At 46.2% G+C, this 19,208-nt stretch carries 12 protein-coding genes; 9 read left to right on the forward strand and 3 right to left on the reverse strand.

Annotation, left to right across the window (positions count from 1 at the left end; genetic code table 11):
* Nucleotides 1-132: 132 nt before the first annotated feature.
* Entirely contained in the window at nucleotides 133-2,754 is a 2,622-nt protein-coding gene (locus tag PHP87_RS06525; protein WP_299919791.1) for an FAD-dependent oxidoreductase, read from the forward strand.
* A 192-nt stretch (nucleotides 2,755-2,946) separates the two neighbouring features.
* Nucleotides 2,947-5,040: a sigma 54-interacting transcriptional regulator gene (locus PHP87_RS06530; RefSeq protein ID WP_299919792.1), complete on the forward strand. Its 2,094-nt coding sequence runs from the start codon at nucleotides 2,947-2,949 to the stop codon at nucleotides 5,038-5,040.
* A 226-nt stretch (nucleotides 5,041-5,266) separates the two neighbouring features.
* Here the strand turns inward: PHP87_RS06530 and PHP87_RS06535 are convergent, their stop codons facing one another.
* Together PHP87_RS06535 and PHP87_RS06540 are read right to left on the reverse strand one after the other, a co-directional pair.
* Nucleotides 5,267-7,099 (reverse strand): acyl-CoA dehydrogenase, encoded by a 1,833-nt coding sequence (locus PHP87_RS06535; RefSeq protein ID WP_299919793.1) that lies wholly within the window; start codon nucleotides 7,097-7,099, stop codon nucleotides 5,267-5,269.
* 175 nt (nucleotides 7,100-7,274) lie between these two features.
* Nucleotides 7,275-8,465: an acetyl-CoA C-acetyltransferase gene (locus tag PHP87_RS06540; protein ID WP_299919794.1), complete on the reverse strand. Its 1,191-nt coding sequence runs from the start codon at nucleotides 8,463-8,465 to the stop codon at nucleotides 7,275-7,277.
* Between the two features lie 1,002 nt (nucleotides 8,466-9,467).
* On the opposite strand from PHP87_RS06540, the gene PHP87_RS06545 reads away from it, so the two are divergent.
* The gene (locus tag PHP87_RS06545; protein ID WP_299919795.1) at nucleotides 9,468-11,261 is read left to right on the forward strand and encodes a hypothetical protein; all 1,794 of its coding nucleotides are present in this window, start codon (nucleotides 9,468-9,470) and stop codon (nucleotides 11,259-11,261) included.
* Between the two features lie 260 nt (nucleotides 11,262-11,521).
* The gene (locus PHP87_RS06550) at nucleotides 11,522-12,187 is read left to right on the forward strand and encodes a rhomboid family intramembrane serine protease (protein WP_299919797.1); all 666 of its coding nucleotides are present in this window, start codon (nucleotides 11,522-11,524) and stop codon (nucleotides 12,185-12,187) included.
* Between the two features lie 18 nt (nucleotides 12,188-12,205).
* Here PHP87_RS06550 and PHP87_RS06555 read toward each other — a convergent pair whose 3' ends face one another.
* Nucleotides 12,206-13,399, reverse strand: a complete 1,194-nt coding sequence (locus PHP87_RS06555) for a hypothetical protein (protein ID WP_299919799.1) — start codon at nucleotides 13,397-13,399, stop codon at nucleotides 12,206-12,208.
* 405 nt (nucleotides 13,400-13,804) lie between these two features.
* Between PHP87_RS06555 and PHP87_RS06560 the strand changes: the two genes are divergently transcribed.
* From PHP87_RS06560 to PHP87_RS06580, 5 genes are all read left to right on the forward strand, one after another.
* Entirely contained in the window at nucleotides 13,805-14,101 is a 297-nt protein-coding gene (locus PHP87_RS06560) for a carboxymuconolactone decarboxylase family protein (protein ID WP_299919801.1), read from the forward strand.
* A gap of 55 nt (nucleotides 14,102-14,156) precedes the next feature.
* Nucleotides 14,157-14,864 (forward strand): HAD family hydrolase, encoded by a 708-nt coding sequence (locus tag PHP87_RS06565; protein WP_299919803.1) that lies wholly within the window; start codon nucleotides 14,157-14,159, stop codon nucleotides 14,862-14,864.
* Nucleotides 14,865-14,990: 126 nt separating this feature from the next.
* The gene (locus PHP87_RS06570; protein ID WP_299919804.1) at nucleotides 14,991-15,149 is read left to right on the forward strand and encodes a small, acid-soluble spore protein, alpha/beta type; all 159 of its coding nucleotides are present in this window, start codon (nucleotides 14,991-14,993) and stop codon (nucleotides 15,147-15,149) included.
* Between the two features lie 178 nt (nucleotides 15,150-15,327).
* Nucleotides 15,328-15,798, forward strand: coding sequence for a YbaK/EbsC family protein (locus PHP87_RS06575; protein WP_299919805.1), 471 nt, complete (start codon nucleotides 15,328-15,330; stop codon nucleotides 15,796-15,798).
* A gap of 18 nt (nucleotides 15,799-15,816) precedes the next feature.
* Nucleotides 15,817-19,208 (forward strand): DNA polymerase III subunit alpha (locus PHP87_RS06580; protein ID WP_299919806.1); only part of this gene is annotated, 3,392 nt, incomplete at its 3' end.

Here is a 19,208-nt window from a genome sequence, read left to right on the forward strand (position 1 = left end):
AGGAGATAAATCCCGGATATCGGCATTCCTGGAGCGTGAAGAAATTTCTTGTATTTGCATATATTGGGCGATTTGCCTATCATGTGAATAGGGTCGATTAGAGACCGAAAATCAATTTAGGGGGGTATGCTGATGAAGATGCTGGAAATTAAGGAAAATGTGTTCTATGTAGGAGTTCAGGATCCGGGTTTAAGAGTATTTGACATTGTTATGCGAACCGAATATGGTACCAGTTACAATGCCTACCTGGTAAAGGGTAGGGAAAAGACCGTTTTAATTGAAACGGTCAAGGACAGATTTTTTGATGAGTATATCAAGGATCTGCAGGAAGTAGTTAAACTATCGGAAATTGATTATCTGATTATGAACCATACCGAACCTGACCATTCCGGATCAGTGGAGAAGCTGCTGGATAAGATTCCAGGACTAACGATTCTGGGCAGTCAGACCGCTATCAGATTTCTCAAAGAAATTAGCAATAAGGATTTTGCCTCCCGTGAGTTGAATCATGGAGATGAACTGGATCTGGGGGGGAAGACCCTGCGTTTCATAAGTGCACCTTTCTTGCATTGGCCAGATAGTATGTATAGCTACTTGCCGGAGAACAGGATACTTTTCACTTGCGACTCTTTCGGCAGCCACTATGCGGATGAAAGGGTATTCAACGACCTGATCGATTTTGATTTTACTGATGCCTACAAATACTATTTTGATATGATAATGGGGCCTTTTAAGCCTTATGTTCTGGAAGCTTTAGAAAAAATTAAGGATCTGGAAATTGACATAATTTGCCCTGGTCATGGACCGGTCTTGCGGCAAAACCTGGATTATTATGTTGATCTCTACCGGCAATGGTCAACGCCGGTGGAAGTAGCTGAAGGGGAGAAAAAACCGTCAATAGTCCTGGCTTATGTTACGGCTTATGGCTATACGGAAATGATTGCTGACAGCCTTTTGGAGGGTATCAGCATGATGGGGGATTTTGATATCAAGCGTTATAACCTGGTTGAGGGAGGACTGGAGGAGGCTCTGCAGAGCATCGACCAGGCTGATGGACTCCTGGTGGGTTCTCCTACTATCAACGGGGATGCCCTGCCTCCTATCTGGGATCTTATCACCCGGCTTTCTCCCATCACCCATTCGGACAAGATAGCCCTGGCTTTTGGAGCTTATGGATGGAGTGGAGAGGCGGTTCCTTCCATTGAAAGCCGTTTTAATGCTTTGCGTATGAAAGTACTTCCTGGCTTCAGGGTCAATTTTAAGCCCTCGGTCCGTCAACTGGAGGATGCCTTTAGTCTGGGCATGGAATTTGCCCGGGCCGTAATGGAAAAGGGGCGGGATAAAAGCGCAATTCGCTGGCGTTGCCTGGTTTGCGGGCATATACATGTCGGGGAGGAACCCCCGGCCATTTGCCCGGCCTGTGGTGTAGGACCGGAAAACTTTGTGCAGATACCGCTGGAAGATAAATTCTTAAACGATACTTCCGAGCACTTTGTAATAATCGGCAGCGGAATTGCCGCTCTGTCTGCCGCCCAGGCTATAAGACAGCGCAATCGCACCGCCGCGATAACTATGCTGACCGAAGAAGAAGCCCTGCCTTATTACCGCCCGGCTCTTTCTGACTTTTTGAGCGAGGACCTGCCGGATAACAGGCTCTATGTTTTCGATGCCGCCTGGTACCAGGAGAATGCCATCGAAATAAAAACCGGATTTAAAGTAAATTCCATTGATGCCGCGGCCAGGAAAGTAAGCGGGGAGAATGGGGAAAATTTGACTTATAACAAGTTGATAGTGGCCAGCGGAGCCCGCAGTAATATTCCTCCTTTCCCGGGTGTGGAAAAAGCGGGTGTTTTTGCCCTGCGCAACCTGAAAGACGCGGTAAAGCTTAAAGAAGCTATTAAGAAAAGTAAAAAAGCGGTGGTAATCGGTGGCGGAGTCCTGGGTTTGGAGGCTGTTTGGGAGATGGTATCTGCCGGCCTGGAAGTGGCCGTGGTGGAATTTGGCGAACGGCTTATGCCCCGGCAACTGGATGATGCCTCTTCCGCGTGCCTGGCGGATATTATTCGCTCCAAAGGGGTCCAACTATACCTGGGTAAGGCTACGGAAGAGATTCTGGGTGAAGCCAGGGCCAGTGGAGTGCGACTGAATGATGGGCAGGTTCTGGAAGCTGACCTGGTTCTCCTCTCAACGGGAGTAAAGCCCAATGTAGAATTGGCTCGAGACGCAGGCCTGGAAATCAAGCAGGGAATAGTAGTTGATGAGAAGATGCGCAGCAGTGTTCCGGATGTTTATGCTGCGGGTGATGTCGCCCAACATGGAGAAAAAATGATTGGCCTGTGGCCGGTAGCCATGGAGATGGGACGAATCGCCGGGTCTGCTGCAGCCGGGGACTGGCTGGAGTACAAGGAACCGCGAATATCCACTATGCTGGCGGCCTTTGGCCAGGAGATATTCTCCATTGGGGAGGTTAACCTGTCTCCCCAGGAGTGCCGGGTGGTAGAGGTCAAGGACCCGCTTGAGGCTTACTATAAGAAGAGCTTTATAAAAGAAGGAGTGCTGGTCGGTGAGATTATAATAGCTTCGCGGGTAGATACCAGCGAATCCATGCAAAAACTGGGACGCGACAAGAGTGGCAAACAGCATCATAACCGCTGGAAGTGTCGCGTTTGCGGCTATATGCATGAGGGGCCGGAGCCGCCGGACATTTGCCCGGTATGTGGTGCTCCCAAAGATATGTTTGACCCGATTGATTAATAAGAAAGTGAAGGCGTGAGAGGTTAAGGTTATATCTATAATGCTCGAAAATGAATGCAAGCCGATCAAGAGAACCGTCCCCATGATTGGGTGACAATAATTGAGAGGAAGCCCAGGGCTTCCTCTTTTTAGTTTCTTTTTCTTTAACTTACATGGTACAATGATGAAAAATCGATCCGAGAGTGGTGCATTATGAAAGTTTATGAAGTAATGAACCCCAGGTTTTTGCCCTTGCGGGCCAGGCAAACTATCGGTGAGGTTTCACGCTTATTCATGGAATATTCCCTCGATGCATCTCCAGTTTTGAACGAAGAGCAGGAATTAGTCGGCTTAATTACCAAGAACCGCCTGCTGGAAGTGCTGGTACAAGAACTATCCGCCGCAATAACAGTCCAGGAAATAATGCTCACCGATCCGGTCACCATAGTATTTGATGATGATGTCCCCGATATTAGAAAACAGAAGTTTACTTGTCGACCGGTTATGCGCAACGGCCAACTGGTAGGAATGCTGTATTATACAGATATAATAAGAGCCCTGGCTCTAGAATTAGAGCAGGGAAAAAAGGAAATAGAAGCTGCCATTGATGCTGTGTATAATCCGGTCATTGAAATCGATAATGATTTTCGTATCAAGATTTTCAACCGCCAGGCCAGCCGCTTGCTGGGTATTAATATAGAGGATGCGCGTGGGGCCAATGTACATGATTTGCTCGGCGGAACTGAGCTCCTGGAATCCTTGATATATGGAAACCACAAGCCCTTGCCGGTTAATAAGCTGGTTATCGGGGATAGAAGCTTTCTGCCTTACCGTAATGATGTGGTAAGGGATGGAAATGTTATCGGCTCCGTAATGGTACTGCGGGAGATATCGGAATTTGAGGAATTGGTAAGGCAGTCACAGTATACTCAGAAACTCAACCGGGAGCTTGATGCCATATTCGAGTCCTCTTTTGATGGTCTGTATGTTGCGGATGGTCAGGCGATTACTTTACGTCTAAATAAGGGTTTTGAAAGGATTACCGGGGTTTCTGCTGCCGAATGTGTGGGACGCCACATGGCTGACCTAGTAAAGGAGGGTAAATTCTCCCGCTCGGGAACCCTGCTGGCATTGGAGAAAAAGGAACGTGTCACTATTTCACTGGTAGCCGTGACTGGGAATGAGGTGCTGGTAACCAGCAACCCAATATTTGATGAAGAGGGCAATATCATTCTGGTGGTAACCAATGTTCGTGATATAACGGAACTTAATGAGTTGCAGAGGAAACTGGAGCAGGTGGAAGGCCTGACCCAGCTTTACCGCAGCCAACTGGAGCAGCTCAAGCTGCAGACTTCCCGCCAACTGGTTTTCAACTCCAATAAAATGAAGGAATTATTGGAGTTGGTTCTGCGGGTTACCGGAGTTGATTCCACCATTTTGATTCAGGGTGAGTCCGGGGTAGGTAAGGAGTTAATTGCAGAAATTATTCATTCCAGCAGCAATCGCAAGGATGGCCCTCTAATCAAGGTGAATTGCGGTGCGATTCCAGAAAACCTCTTGGAATCAGAGCTTTTTGGTTACGAGGCAGGTGCTTTTACCGGAGCCAGCAAGAGCGGGAAGATTGGCCTATTTGAGCTGGCCCAGGGAGGAATTCTATTTCTGGATGAGATTGGTGAACTGCCCCTTAACCTGCAGGTCAAACTCCTGCGATTTTTACAGGATAAAGAGATACTTCGGGTAGGTGGAGAACAACCCATAACCGTGGATGTGAGGATTTTGGCCGGAACTAACCGCAATCTGGTGGAAATGATCGCTAATCACCAGTTCAGGCTAGATCTTTATTACCGGCTAAATGTGATTCCGATTTTCGTACCCCCGCTGCGGGAGAGGCCAGAAGATGTTCCGGTCCTATCCAACTATTTTTTGGATATTTTTAACAACAAGTACCAGATGAACAAGCGTTTACATAAATCGGTAATTGATGTATTGTTGGAATACCATTGGCCGGGAAACGTAAGGGAATTGGAAAACCTTATGGAAAGAATGGTTGTAACCAGTATCAATAACATTATTAGCATGCAAGATCTGCCGGCTACTTTCAAGGTTCCACAAATGAGACTGGAAAGTGAGCAGGAGCTCATGCCTTTGCGGCAAGCGGTAGAGAATACGGAGCGGGAGCTTTTGGAGGCGGCTTTTGCTCGCTATCGCTCCAGCTACCAGGTGGCCAATGCCCTTCAGGTCAACCAGTCCACCGTAATCCGTAAGGTGGCGAAATATGGGATAAGGCGCCAGGACGGGCGCAGCTAGCATCAAAATTGATTAGGTTTTTCCCACGCTCGCAAATTAACAAGAAAATTGAAGGGCGCGGGGACTTCTTACACTTCACTCAGAAAAAGATTTGGCGGCAGGTCCTGCACCGACCTGCCGCCGCAAGTAAATACACTTAATTAATACGGGACTCAATGGAGTTCCGTATTAATTTTTACTATTGCCATGGTTTTCCAGCTCCAAAGAGATTGAGATTAGACCCTAATTACATAAACGCTTCTTCAGGGCAGTCAATGGCGCTGGTGTCGGCAACCTTCAGGGCTTCCTCAGTGCTGAAAATTTCGGGAACAACATTCATGACATAGAACTTGGCGCTGGCGAGTTTGCCTTTGTAGAAATTAGCATCGAAGTGGCTATCACCCAGTTCCGCCAGCTTACTGGCTGCCAGAAGGCCCTGCTCAAGCATCAGCTTGCCGCAGATGACCTTGGCGGCCGCATGCATGATCCTGGTGGCAAACAGCTGTTTCAGTTGCTTGTTGGTGGTGGTCCAGGCCGCATTCATATCGACAATGGAGTTAAAAGAGGCGAAAGCTCTTTCCATCATAGCAAATTCAGCCACGAATTCTGGAGTTTTCTTATTAGCGATAAAGTCGCCGATTTCCGCCAGCCATTTCTTGAAGGGTTCGCCCTTCTTCATGGTGAACTTGCGGCCGGTGAAGTCTTGCGACTGGATGAAGTTGGTACCTTCCCACAGGGAGTATATCTTGCAGTCCCGGGCCAGGGAAGCCGGGGCATACTCTTCCATGAAGCCATAGCCGCCGTGGACCTGTATCGCTTCCGCGCACATCTGCCATGCCATGTCGGATATATAGGCCTTGGCAAGCGGATTTTGAATCATGAAAAAGTCCTCAGCGAGTTCCCTCTCTTCTTCCGTGGCAGCTTCTTTGGATAAGTCGATATAGTAATAGGATGAGTAGAGCAACGCCCGGCAGGCTTCCATCATGGATTTCTGCAACATCAGCATGCGGCGGACATCTTCATGCTCAATGATCCGGACACTGGGGCCTTTCGGATCGGTGGACTTTTTACTCTGCACGCGCGCCTTGGCATAATCCAGGGCGGCATAGTAAGCAGCGCCAAAGGCGCCCAGAGAGAATATACCGGTGTTGATACGTTCTTCGTTCATCATCTGGAACATCTGCGACATACCTTTGCCACGGCCGTCTACCGGGCCATCACCTATCATCCAGCCATAGCAATTGTCGTTTTCGCCAAAGGCCAGGGAGCAGGTAGCGGAGCCGTGGATGCCTAACTTGTGCTCGATGCCGGTAGTGGTTACATCATTCCATTTGCCCATGGAACCATCTTCGTTGACCCAGAACTTGGGAACGACCAGGCAGGAAATGCCTGCGGTGCCCGGCTTGGCATCGGGGTCCTTGGCCAGCACGAGATGGATAATGTTGTCAACTCCGTCCCAGTCGCCGGTGGTGATGAAGCACTTCTGGCCTTTAATCTTCCACAGGCCCGGGGTATCGGTGGGAAAACACCGGGTAGTAACCGCGCCGACTTCGGAGCCTGCGCCCGGTTCGGTCAGACACATGGAACCGCCCCATTCACCCGAGTACATCTTGGGTAGAAAGCGTTTTTGCAGCTCTTCCGAGAGATTGTACTGGAGTACGGTGGTAGCACCTTGGGTGAGACACCAAAGCATTACTATCGCCGGGGATGCAGCGGTCTGCATTTCCAGAATCGGAGCGTACCAATACAGCGGCATGCGGCCTTCCACCTGGCGGTCGCCAAACCCTGGGCCCATGCCGGCTTCGATAACCGTGTTGTAGACCGTCTTGAATATGTCGGGGCTAATGACCGCCTTTTCGTTGCCGCCGACATGCTTCATACCGATTTCATCAGAATCTTTATTGGCCGGGCAGATTACGTCACGGCAGATTTTGTAGTTAACATCGCAGATCGCATCAAAGTCGTCAGCTCCATAGTAGTCTTTGTAAGCATCCAAGGACAACACCTTGTTAATATCCAACCATTCTTTTATCTGGAACTTAATATCGCGGGTCTGATACAGAAAATTGTCATGTGGCAAAACATTCTCCTCCTTTAATTCTATTCTTTTTAAAGTCGAGCCACCATTATATTCGCAAAGGGTAAGGGGCAAATCTACGAAGTATATACAATTCACCCCTCACCCCTGTGGTTTAACTATAGTTTAGCTGTGGTTTAACAATTGTTTAACCATCGTTTAGCCAATGCTACACCATTTAAATAGATTCAACGATTACGGCAGTACCCTGTCCGCCGCCGATACAGAGAGTGGCCAATCCCTTCTTGGCGCTGCGTTTCTGCATTTCATACAAGAGAGTTACTAGAATGCGGGCTCCTGAAGCTCCAATGGGATGTCCAAGAGCTATAGCTCCACCATTGACATTAACTTTTTCCATCTTGTCCGACCAGCCCAGATCACGGCCCACTGCAATTGATTGAGCAGCAAAAGCCTCATTGGCTTCAATCAAGTCGATGTCATCAACGGTCAGGCCTGCTTTCTCCAGGGCTTTGCGGCTGGCCGGTATCGGTCCCAGTCCCATTACTGAGGGATCAACTCCGCCGGAGGCATAGCTAACAACTTTGACCATAGGCTTGATGCCCAGCTCATCAGCTTTCTCTTTGGACATTACGATAACGGCAGCAGCGCCATCGTTAATTCCAGAAGCATTACCGGCAGTTACGCTGCCGCCCTTTTTAAAGGCCGGAGCCAGTTTGGCCATGGCTTCGGGTGTACTCTTGCGGGGATGCTCATCGGTATCAAATACGATATCACCCTTTTTGCCCTTGATAACCACGGGCACTATTTCGTCTTTGAAACGCCCGGATTCAATGGCTTTTGCAGCCAGTTCCTGACTGCGGAAGCCGAAAGCATCCTGCTCTTCCCGGGTAATGCCATACATATCATTTACATTCTCAGCGGTTATTCCCATGTGGTAGCCGTTGAAAATATCAAATAAGCCGCCGAATACCATCTCATCGATAAGCTCTCCCTTGGGCATGCTCATTCTGTATCCCCAGCGAGCATTGGGCAGTAAAAAGGGAGCTTTGTCCATGTTTTCGGTTCCGCCGGCCATAATAATGTCGGCATCCCCGGCTTTGATAATCTGGGTTGCCAGGCTGACAGCTCTCAATCCGGAACCGCAAACCTTATTAATGGTAAAGGCGGTTACTTCCTTGGGAATTCCGGCTTTGATCATGCACTGCCGGGCAACATTTTGTCCCAGGCCGGCCTGCAGGACGCAACCGAATATTACTTCATCAATCTGCTCAGCCTTGATCCCAGCTCTTTTTATGGATTCTCCCATAACCAGGGCCCCCAGGTCGGCAGCTCCTACATCTTTTATGGCGCCTCCGAATGTACCCACCGGGGTACGACAGGCTCCAACCAGTACTACTTCTCTCGCCATCTTTAAACATATCTCCTTTCCAAACGCTAAAAATTGGACAATTTATAAGCAAGATGGGCTTGAATCATAATATATAATAAGGAAGAAACATTTTTGCAAATTCTATTATGATGCTGTTTTATCTATCTTGCTTTTGCTTATAGGCTATCCTATCACTCTCCTTTCCAGTGCCAGCTAAAGGTACGGCGATTGTGTTTTTATAGAAATGCATATAATTGTTTTCTCTATTACGATTAAAAAAAAGGGGGGGAAGCTACTGTTCCGTGATGAATAATCCCTACTAAAACCTTATCCAAAGAATCCGTATGACATTAACATCACAGAACAGCAGCGCTACACATGTTAATGATATAAGGGGGGAATCGAAACATGATAGTACTTTCCCGTTCACCTTAATTTAGTAGCAATAAGCATGCCATAAATAATTAAACAAAGAGACAAAACGAAGCCCGGTAATACGGGAAAGTACTGGTTTTTAGATGAGCGAAAAATGGAATATGTGCCCTCATAATGCAAAATGGCACATAAAATAATGCTTAAATGCATTGAGAAGCAATCTGCTTAAAGTGGTGATAATATCCTGCAATCGGATTGGTTGATTAAGAAAAATTGCAGAATATAGGTTATATTAGAGATAAAAAGTGTATTTGCATAGATTATGACATTAAATAATTTATGAAAATGGGTAATACGAAGAAAAGTATATAACAAAAATGCAGAAATGCATTAAATAAAAGTACTGGTGGTCATGAATGAGTTTATTAAGTTTTTCAAGAGGATTTACCGATACTATTATAAACCATTGACTCCACTGCAAAAAAACCTTTTTGTTGCATAAGGGTTGCATGAATATACAAAACGCTGGCGAAGGGGAAAGCGGGCGCTCGAAGACCGCCCTTACAATGCCTTGCAGTCGCTATTATGGTTGTTGCGCCTGATTCGGAACGACACGGGGGTCTGCGGAAAATGAAGAAACAAAGGGATTAAGAGACTATTTGCATAATGCTGGGAGATGAAAATTTGATTTCCTTGGAGAGACTAAAAGCCGGTGTTAGTGAGCAAAATAATATGTGTATTCTGGTATGGGTTTTGGTTCTATTAAACCTTTTTACCTTTATAGCTTTTCTATCGGGTTTTTCGTTTGGGCTCTTATTTATCTTTTTACTGCTGGCCTTTACCGGGATAAAAATACTAAAATCCTGGGGAATTAAGGAAAGACTACTGCAGGAACCAGTTGAGTGTAAAGAAGCTTACGAGTTAATGCAAGGAGTCAAACTTATGGGAGAAGAGATATTTGACCAGGAAATCCAAGGCTTCTCAAAGCCATTGGCAGATTCTATTTTTCAGGATTTTTCCCGGAGCTTGTCCTGGTTGTGGGAAGAAAAAGATGCCTTTATCGACAGGTCAGAAGAGATGATGCTTGAGATAGGTTCCCTTCCGCCCCTGATTACTTCTCTCAGTGAGGAAAAAGCCAAACTGATAAAGATGCTCCAAAATAACATTGGAATTATCTCATCTTTGCTAAAGGACATTAAGAACATCCAAGAAATCACTTTGGAAGAAATGGATCATTACCTAAAGGAGAAACTGGAAGATATAAAAAGAACAGTGTTTAAAGAAAAGGATATCTTTTATGATTATGTTAACAAACTACTGTTGGCTCAGATTAGAAATCGGGAGGAATTAGAGAAAGAAGCAGAATTCAATGTAGAAGAATATTTTAATGTCAATAAGCTGGGTGAACAGTTTGCTATGAATTTAGAAAAATCCTTGGAAACTCGAGCAATGGCATTCCAGGACGCCATTATTCGGGATATGGAGGATATTTCCGCTGATGTGGTGGGGAAAATGCAGAATTATACTATGCAATTAATGAACAGTTTTAGTGAAATGCATCAAATCCTGAGCCGTCTTCTGGATGAATCTGAAAATGAGGATCTCATCCTGCAAAAGCGTCTGAACCAGTGTTGCATAAAAATCACTAAACTAAAAGATCAGGCCGAAGAAGTTATGCTTACATTGGCCTGGCAGGATATACTGGTGGAGAAACGCTGGGGAGAAATTGAGAATCAATTGCTTGCGCTTAGAGAACAGATCAATCAAAATGTGGAGGAAGATGTAATTGAATATATAGTCAAATTTTTGGGAGAAGAGATTCCTTCATTTGAGGCGGGGATTCAAAACAATGTTAATAGTGTTTTCACCAAACTACTTATTGATGCTGAATTGATCTATCAGTTATATTCGGGGGAAAAATTGAGTGAAGTTATTCGGGATGGAGTTTATCCCTTGCTTATGTTTATCGAGCCGGTGGATTATTTGGTTAGGAGAAACATTAGAATCAGTGAAGAGGGACTTAAAAGGCGGAAGTCTATTAATATACGAAGCGGTTCAGATGAATATGAAAAGCTGTTTCAAAAAGTCAGGCAAGTTCTGGAAAGCAAGAATATGGAGTTAGTTCAATATATTACTGATCTTTTCCCACGATCATTTTATGACTACTGTAACAATCCTTACCTTAAACAAAGGCCGGAGAATCTAAATCAGGCAGCCTGGGCTTTGTTTATTGATTTGATTGATGATGAGTTTGATAATAGCGATAGCAGATTTTGTCTGGTAGGAATCTTGCTGGCCATTCACCAGATAAGAAATAAATATATTCATCCCTTCAAAGCCTTACCCCGAAATCTGGAAAATGGAAGAGAGCTTGAATATATGCGCTATTGTACTTACATGGCCATTGATATCCTGCTTTTGACTCAGAATCAGACTGAGGTCAGGGCAGGTTCTGCTTAGAAATGTGTATTAACCACTGATGAAAATTAATTATTGATGTCACTGCAAAAAGTAATAAATACGCTTTAGTGCGCATAAATATACCGCCCGCTTTCACCTTCGCCAACGCTCGCTTTGTATATTCATGCAACCCTTATGCGACAAAAAGGGTTTTTTGCGGTGGAGTCTTAGTTGTGCTTGAACAGTGAGATGTAGAAGGGAAAAACCTTAACCCCTCACTTTTTGTATTATCCGACCAAACTATAGGGAGGTACCACAGAATGATTCCACTCAGAGACAGTACCCCCAGCAACAGCTTCCCATTAATAACTGTAACTATTATTGCTTTGAATCTGCTTGTTTTTTTTTACGAAAGCTCCCTGGGACTGGAGGGAATGGCAGAGATATTTTCTGTATTTGGACTAACCCCGGTTTACTATAGTCAAGGCCAGGTTCCTCTTCTGGCTTATCTACCCTTTTTGACTTCTATGTTTCTCCATGGCAGCTGGATGCATGTAATCGGCAATATGTGGATACTGTGGCTTTTCGGCGATAACCTGGAAGATAGAATGGGGAGGGGACATTTCATTTTATTTTACTTGAGCTGTGGGATACTTGCCGCCTTCACTCATTACTTTATTAATCCACTTTCCAGCGAACCTGTGGTTGGAGCTTCCGGAGCAGTGGCTGGAGTCATGGGAGCGTACTTCTTACTATTTAAAAAAGCCAAGGTTCTAACTTTTATACCGCCTTTCTTTCTTTTTAATCTGCCCGCCTGGATTTATCTGGGCTTTTGGGCTTTATCCCAAATCTGGTGCGGAACCGCCAGTATTTTCTTTGCTGATGCCTGTGGAGCGATAGCCTTCTGGGCGCATATCGGTGGTTTCCTGGCCGGAATGCTGCTATACAAGTTATTCCTAAAAAAGGAATATCCTTTATATGGTTGAGGCTGAACTTTGCTTGAGCTATCCGCCGACTTTTACCAACTCCCCTGTTTTCTCATGGAAATGGCTAAGGAAGAGGTTAATATGTTCATCGGCAAAACGGGTATCAGGGTTGGCGCTTTGTAAAAAATGTATGGTGTTTTCTATTCTTTCCTGGCTAGCCTTTATTTCCGTCCAGTTTCTTTCTTCTTCATAAATATTCATGCAATCCTGGAGCTCATTAGCACGCCCGGTTTTCAAATAATATTTGAATAGCTCCAAGGTTCTAGTGTCCTGATAAGCCGAGTGCACAATAGACTTTTGAATTACCTCACTGTAAGTTTGTCGGTTTTGCCTGGCAGTATTCAGTTTTTCTTCAGCTTTTTTGATATCATTCAGGCAATTGTCGATAAAAAGATTACGTTCTTCAGGCCATTTTTCCAGAGCATCCTTGTAGCGGTCACAAGCCTTTTCATATTCACGATAACGAATGAAATAGACTTTTACTTCATGATTATAATGATTCATATCAAGATTATGCTGTTTCTTTTGGCGGGACAGCAAACGACTGAAAAGCAATACATTGTCAGAAGATTCTATTTCCACGGGCTTCTCCGGTTTTTGGGGCAAATTATCCGGCTCTGCGGGAAGTAAATCTTCTCTTTCCCCCAGGAAATGGCGCTGTTCCAGTATCTTTTCCCAATAATTGATTTGCTTGTTAAGCCGTTCTATTTCTCGTAAGGAGCTAAGGCATAAGTTGATGTCTTTTAAAAGTTCTTCCTTGGTTTTAGTCGTTTTTCGTTTCCCCTTTTTAGATTTACAATGAATCTGAATCTCCTTATTCAATGGCAGAATAGCCTCCAGGGCGGTTATACTAGCTAGATTTTCACTGCTGACCATATCTGTTGGACTTAGGCCGCTTTTATCAAAATAGAAACGGGTATTGCTGGCCAGATAATAATAAGGGCCGATAGATTCGATGAATTCATTGTCATTTAAACTACTAAGATCAGCAGTAGCATTCAGATCCTGCTCAAAGAGCTCCAACCACTCTTTACTGGGGCTTCCCGCTTTGCCGGAAGCAGCGGCCAATTCTTTGATTTTCCAGTAGCTTTCCCAGGGTATTATTATTATGGAATCATAATAATAAAAAAGTACTTCCCGGGGAGAAAATTTGATTAGTACGGAAATATCCAGGTAGTTGGCTTTTTCTTTATTCAAGAAGGTAAAAAACATCAGATAGCCTCCTTTGATTTTTCTCCAAGATATTCTTTCTATATATTACCAGAAAGTCCTTCTTTTGTAACTAAAAATTTTAAATAGGGACTCTGATGCAAAAACCCCTTTTTATGCAAGCTAATGCATATTTATAACTTTTCGCAGTAGAGTCAAATAAGTAATTCCCCATGCCCAGAGGACGCAACCAGCGATGAAAAGTGAGTTAACAGGTGCTTGTTATAGAGTAAGATGGGGTAGTAAATAACCCCCTCCCCCCTTCTGACGACCAATAAACTCGTACCGCGCACTTTTTACTAAACTCCCCTGTCAATCCCTGGTTTTACCTGGGCTACTGACGCGGAGAATTACACTATGTTAAAATTGATACTGAACGGGATAATTGCTATGAGGAGGGAATTTATTATGACTACTGGTTTGCCGTGGTTTGTGCAACAGTACAAAGAAAAAGACCCGGAGTATTTTGCATTGCTGGAGGGGAGCCTTAACGGGGCAGTAAATACGGAGCTGCTTGATGCCAAAACCAGGTGTCTGATACTTCTAGCTCTGGATGTATTAAAGGGAGCTGCCGAGGGGGTGAAGGTATTATCCAGGCAGGCGCGGGAAGCCGGTGCTGCGGAAGAGGAAATCAGGGAAGCCGTTCGACTGGCTTACTTTGTAAATAGTATGGACATTATAAAGACGGCAGTTAATGCTTTTTAAGTAGAAATGATTGCCTTGACCACAGGCTTTTGGGAAGGAGGCCAATTCGGGAATTATGTTTAAGGCAGTTTTATTTGATTTGGATGGAACCTTGTTAAATATTGACATGGCGTATTTCCTGCAAAAGTATTTTGCCAGGATGCAAAAGATGGCGGCTGAAGCAGGCTATAGCGACACTACGGGATTGGTGGAACAGGTCTTTAAATCTACCGGGGTAATGATTTCTGATCGTAACCCTGAGTATAGCAATGAAGAAATCTTCATGCGGGATTTCTTTTCTAACTGGAGATACCCGGAGAAGGATTTTCGAGAGTTTTTTGAGCGCTTTTATGAACGGGAGTTCCCTTTTCTAGAGCCTTATTGTAAGCCCTTTGCCGGGGTTCCGGAAATGATGGAAAAATTATTTGACCAGGATTTGAAGATAGTGATTGCTACCAATGCGGTATTTCCCTTGACTGCTCTGCAGCAGCGCATTAACTGGGCCGGGGTGGGCCATTTTGATTATGATTTGATTACCTCTTACGAGATCATGCATTTTTGCAAGCCCCACCAGGAGTATTATCAGGAAGTTGCCGAGGTGATCGGGATAAAGCCTGAAGAATGCCTGATGGTCGGCAATGATGTGGGAGAAGACCTGCCTGCCGGCAAGATTGGTATGAAAACATTCCTGGTGGAGGATATGCTGATTGACCAGGGGGCTGGATTAAGACCGGATTGGCGGGGAAAACTCAGTGATTTGTTCTCTTTCATGGAAAAAATCTGAGTATTCTTAGTTCCAACGGGAGATGATAGAGGTAGGCCCCCCCATGCGTTGCGACAATAACTCAAGTGCCGGGCACTATCAGGAGGTGTAATTATTTCTACTAAAAAGAAGAAAAAGAAAAAGGTCTTGAGTGAGAAGGATTTGTTAAAAATAGAGATTGCCAAAGAACTGGGTATATGGGAGCAGGTGGAGAAAGAAGGCTGGGATTCCCTCAGCAATGCCACCTGTGGCCGGGTAGGGGGGCTTATGAGTAAAAGACTGAGGGAGGGCATAGTGGAGCGGTAGATAAGGAACCGATACCGAGCTCCCAGAGCGTTTTCCCTTTATGCTGGTCGACTAAGCGGAAGGAGTTGTGCTCACATTCAGGGTGGAAGACCACCCTTTTTTGCTTTCTTAAGGAGGCAAAGATTAAGTCTTTATAAGGTATAATAGAAAGACAAGCCAGGGAAAAGGAGTAGTAGCAATGGATGAGATTGAAAGAGTAAGAATCTATCTAAGTGAGAGAAATCCGGAATTAAAAATCATTATACTGGAGGAAGACACCAGTACGGCTCCTCTGGCGGCCCAGGCTCTGGGTACGGAAGTGGGGCAGATTGCCAAATCGATTTTATTTAAAAGCAATGGAGATAAATATTTTATGATAGTGGCGGCGGGAGATGTAAAGATGGATAACAAAGCCATCAAGCAACTGCTGGGGAGCAGGCCCAGAATGGCGAACGCTGAAGAGGTACTGGCGGTTACCGGCTTCAATGTCGGGGGTGTCTGTCCTTTTGCCTTGCCGAACCCGATTCCCATTTTCCTCGATGAAAGCCTTAAGCGCTATGATGTAGTTTATGCGGCGGCAGGGACTGCCAATACCGCTCTTCCCATATCCTACGAGGAATTGATGCGGATTACCGGAGGTTCGCCCTGCCGGGTTGCGCGTGAAATATAGGAAACAGGATGATGAAATATGCCGGATAAATTTGTTCATTTACATAATCATTCCGAATACAGTCTTCTGGATGGAGCCTGTCGCATCAAGGATCTGGTAAACCGGGCCGTGGAACTGGAGATGCCGGCAGTGGCCATAACCGACCATGGGGTTCTCTACGGGGTAATAGACTTTTACCGCGAGGCCCGCAAAAGGGGAATCAAGCCCTTGATCGGTTGTGAGCTCTATGTGGCTCCACGCAGCCGCCTGGACAAAGAAGCCCATATCGATGACAATCTTTGTCACCTGCTATTGCTATGCAAGAATGAGCTGGGTTACAGAAACCTGGTGCAAATGGTGAGCCGGGCTTTCCTGGAAGGTTTTTATTACAAACCCCGAGTGGATCAGGAGCTCTTGGAAAAGTACCATGAGGGTTTAATAGCCCTCTCCGGCTGTGTGGCCGGGGAGATACCCCGCTTGCTCCAGGCCGGAAATTACCAGGGAGCTCGGGAAAAAGCCCTTTATTACCAGGAATTATTTGGCCCGGACAACTTTTACCTGGAATTACAGGATCATGGTTTAAAAGAGGAAAAGGAAAGCTTGCCCGGTCTGCTTCGTATCAGCCGGGAACATGATATTCCACTGGCAGCCAGCAATGACTGCCATTACCTTAAGAAAAATGACGCCCAGGTGCATGATGTGCTTTTATGCATTCAAACCGGCTCAGTGGTAAACGATGAGAAGCGTCTGCGCTTTTCCGGCAGTGAATTTTATCTGAAGAGCAGGGAAGAAATGGCCGCTCTTTTCCCGGATTGCCCGGAGGCACTGGAGAACACGCTAAAGATTGCCAGCGAGTGTAATCTTGATTTTACTTTTGGCGAATACCATTTGCCCGCGTTTGATCTGCCGCTTAATCATAGCGCGGAGTCTTTCCTGAGTGAAATGGTACACGATAAGTTCCGGCGCAAATACCCGCATCCCGAGGAGAAGATAATGGAGCGCCTGGAATACGAGTTAAGGGTGATAAACGAAATGGGCTTTGCCGCCTATTTCCTTATAGTACAGGATCTGGTCAACTGGTCCCGGCAAAACGGGATTCCGGTGGGGCCGGGAAGGGGATCAGCCGCAGGAAGCCTGGTTTCTTATGTACTGGATATTACCACTATTGATCCTTTGCGTTATGACCTGCTTTTTGAACGCTTTCTCAACCCGGAGAGGGTGAGCATGCCGGATATCGATATTGATTTTTGTTTTGAGAAGCGGGATCGGGTAATAGAATACATCATAAGCAAATACGGGGCTGACCGGGTGGCTCAGATCATCACTTTCGGAACTATGGCTGCCCGGGCTGCTATTCGCGATGTGGGGCGAGCCCTGGATGTACCTTACGGGCAGGTCGACCGTATAGCTAAAATGGTGCCGGCTGAACTGGGGGTAAGCATAGAACGGGCCCTGGAGATTTCGCCGGATCTTTTTGCGGCTTACCAGAGTGATTACAATACCCGCAACATACTGGATATTGCCCGGGCTATCGAAGGTATGCCGCGTCACGCATCGATTCATGCCGCCGGAGTGGTTATCGGCAAGCAGGCGTTAAGTGATATCCTTCCTCTGCAAAAAACCCCGGAAGGCCATGTGCTTACCCAGTTTACCAAGGAGACCGTGGAGGATATCGGACTTCTGAAAATGGATATACTGGGTTTGCGTACCCTTACCGTAATAGATCGGGCTTTGGGGATAATAAAGAAGACCCGGGGTGAGGAGATTGATATTTCCACCATTCCCCTGGATGATGAGGCGGTTTATAAACTGCTTTCCGCCGGTGATACGGCCGGGGTCTTTCAATTGGAGAGCAATGGCTTGCGCCGCCTGCTCTGCGAGATGAAACCTGACCGCTTCGAGGATATTATTGCGATAATAGCGCTTTACCGCCCTGGTCCTCTGGGCAGCGGCATGGTGGAAGATTTTATTAATCGAAAAAACGGCCGCCAGGAGATAGAGTATATCGATCCTTTGCTGGAGGATATACTGAAGGAGACTTATGGGGTTATTCTCTACCAGGAGCAGGTGATGCGGGTGGCCAGTGAGCTGGCCAGCTTTACTATGGGTGAAGCCGATGTTTTGCGGCGGGCCATGGGCAAAAAGAAAGCGGAGGAATTGATGGCCCAGCGGGATAAATTCATAGCCGGAGCAACCCGTAAAGGGATTGCCCTGGCCACCGCCAGCCATCTCTTTGACCTTATGGAAAGCTTCGCCGGTTACGGTTTCAACAAAAGCCACTCGGCTGCCTATGCTTTGATTTCCTACCAGACCGCTTACCTAAAAGCCCATTTTCCGGTGGAATACCTCTGTGCTTTTTTGAGCAGTGTAATAGATAATCAGGATAAAGTAGTTTCTTATATTAAAGAATGTCGGAGGCTGGGGATAGAGGTGCTGGCCCCGGATGTTAATGAGAGTTATGAGAACTTTACCGTAGCCCGGAATGCCATTCGCTTCGGTCTGGGGGCCATAAAAAATGTGGGACAGAACGCCGTAAAAAACATTGTCGAGGCGAGAAAACAGGGGCCGTTTGCCTCCCTTTTTGACTTCTGCCGCCGGGTGGATTTAGGGCAACTTAACAAGCGTATGCTGGAAAACCTTATACTGGGCGGTTGTTTTGATTCGCTGGGCTTAAGCCGTAAAGGGGCTTTGTCTACTATGGAAGAGTGTATCAACCTCTCTTTGGCGATAAAACAAAATGAATGCAGCCAACAGGGTTCTCTTTTTGGGGATGAAATAGAACTGGTCGAAGAACCGGTGGTGAAGGTGAAGGGCGAATTTGAGGCCCGGGAGCGGCTGTTAAAAGAGAAAGAGGTATTGGGCTTTTTCGTTTCCGAGAGTCCACTGGATGAATTTCGCGGTCTTTTACCCCTGCTCAGCACCCACTGTCTGGAAGACATAAATAATTGGGAAGAAGAATCCTATGTTCGCGTGGCGGGAATAGTGGTCAATTTAAGCCGCCGGGTCAGCCGCAAGGGGGAAAGTTATGCCCGCTTTTTTCTGGAGGATCTGGGGGGGAGGATTGAAGTGCTGGTCTTCCCATCGGCCTACCGGAAGAATGGCGACCGTCTGGAGGCGGATAGGGTAGTAATTGTAGAAGGTTACTTCGACCGGCGTGAGGAACAGCCTAAAATCGCCTTGCGGAAAACCGGCCCCATACCGGAGAGGGTACGGGAAATGCATCTCCGCCTGGCCGGGGATGACCATGGAGAAATGGACAGAAATAAGCTGCTAAGCCTTTTGCATAAATACCCGGGTGATATTGAAGTCTTTTTGCACTTGCCGGGGCGCCGGATGCTGGTCTTGAACGAGGCTCTCAATGTTTCTCCCAGCCGGGATTTGAAGGACAAATTGGCGGCAGTTTACGGTTCGCAGAATGTCTGGTTCAATTA

The organism is Syntrophomonas sp. (assembly GCF_028707975.1).
Classification (GTDB): domain Bacteria; phylum Bacillota; class Syntrophomonadia; order Syntrophomonadales; family Syntrophomonadaceae; genus Syntrophomonas.

Excerpts from the sequence above, each read along its gene's own strand:
- PHP87_RS06530 (WP_299919792.1), top strand. The coding sequence starts at position 2,947 with ATGAAAGTTTATGAAGTAATGAACCCCAGGTTTTTGCCCTTGCGGGCC.
- PHP87_RS06545 (WP_299919795.1), top strand. The coding sequence starts at position 9,468 with ATGCTGGGAGATGAAAATTTGATTTCCTTGGAGAGACTAAAAGCCGGT.
- PHP87_RS06525 (WP_299919791.1), top strand. The coding sequence starts at position 133 with ATGAAGATGCTGGAAATTAAGGAAAATGTGTTCTATGTAGGAGTTCAG.
- PHP87_RS06555 (WP_299919799.1), bottom strand. The coding sequence starts at position 13,399 with ATGTTTTTTACCTTCTTGAATAAAGAAAAAGCCAACTACCTGGATATT.
- PHP87_RS06575 (WP_299919805.1), top strand. The coding sequence starts at position 15,328 with ATGGATGAGATTGAAAGAGTAAGAATCTATCTAAGTGAGAGAAATCCG.
- PHP87_RS06565 (WP_299919803.1), top strand. The coding sequence starts at position 14,157 with ATGTTTAAGGCAGTTTTATTTGATTTGGATGGAACCTTGTTAAATATT.
- PHP87_RS06540 (WP_299919794.1), bottom strand. The coding sequence starts at position 8,465 with ATGGCGAGAGAAGTAGTACTGGTTGGAGCCTGTCGTACCCCGGTGGGT.
- PHP87_RS06560 (WP_299919801.1), top strand. The coding sequence starts at position 13,805 with ATGACTACTGGTTTGCCGTGGTTTGTGCAACAGTACAAAGAAAAAGAC.
- PHP87_RS06550 (WP_299919797.1), top strand. The coding sequence starts at position 11,522 with ATGATTCCACTCAGAGACAGTACCCCCAGCAACAGCTTCCCATTAATA.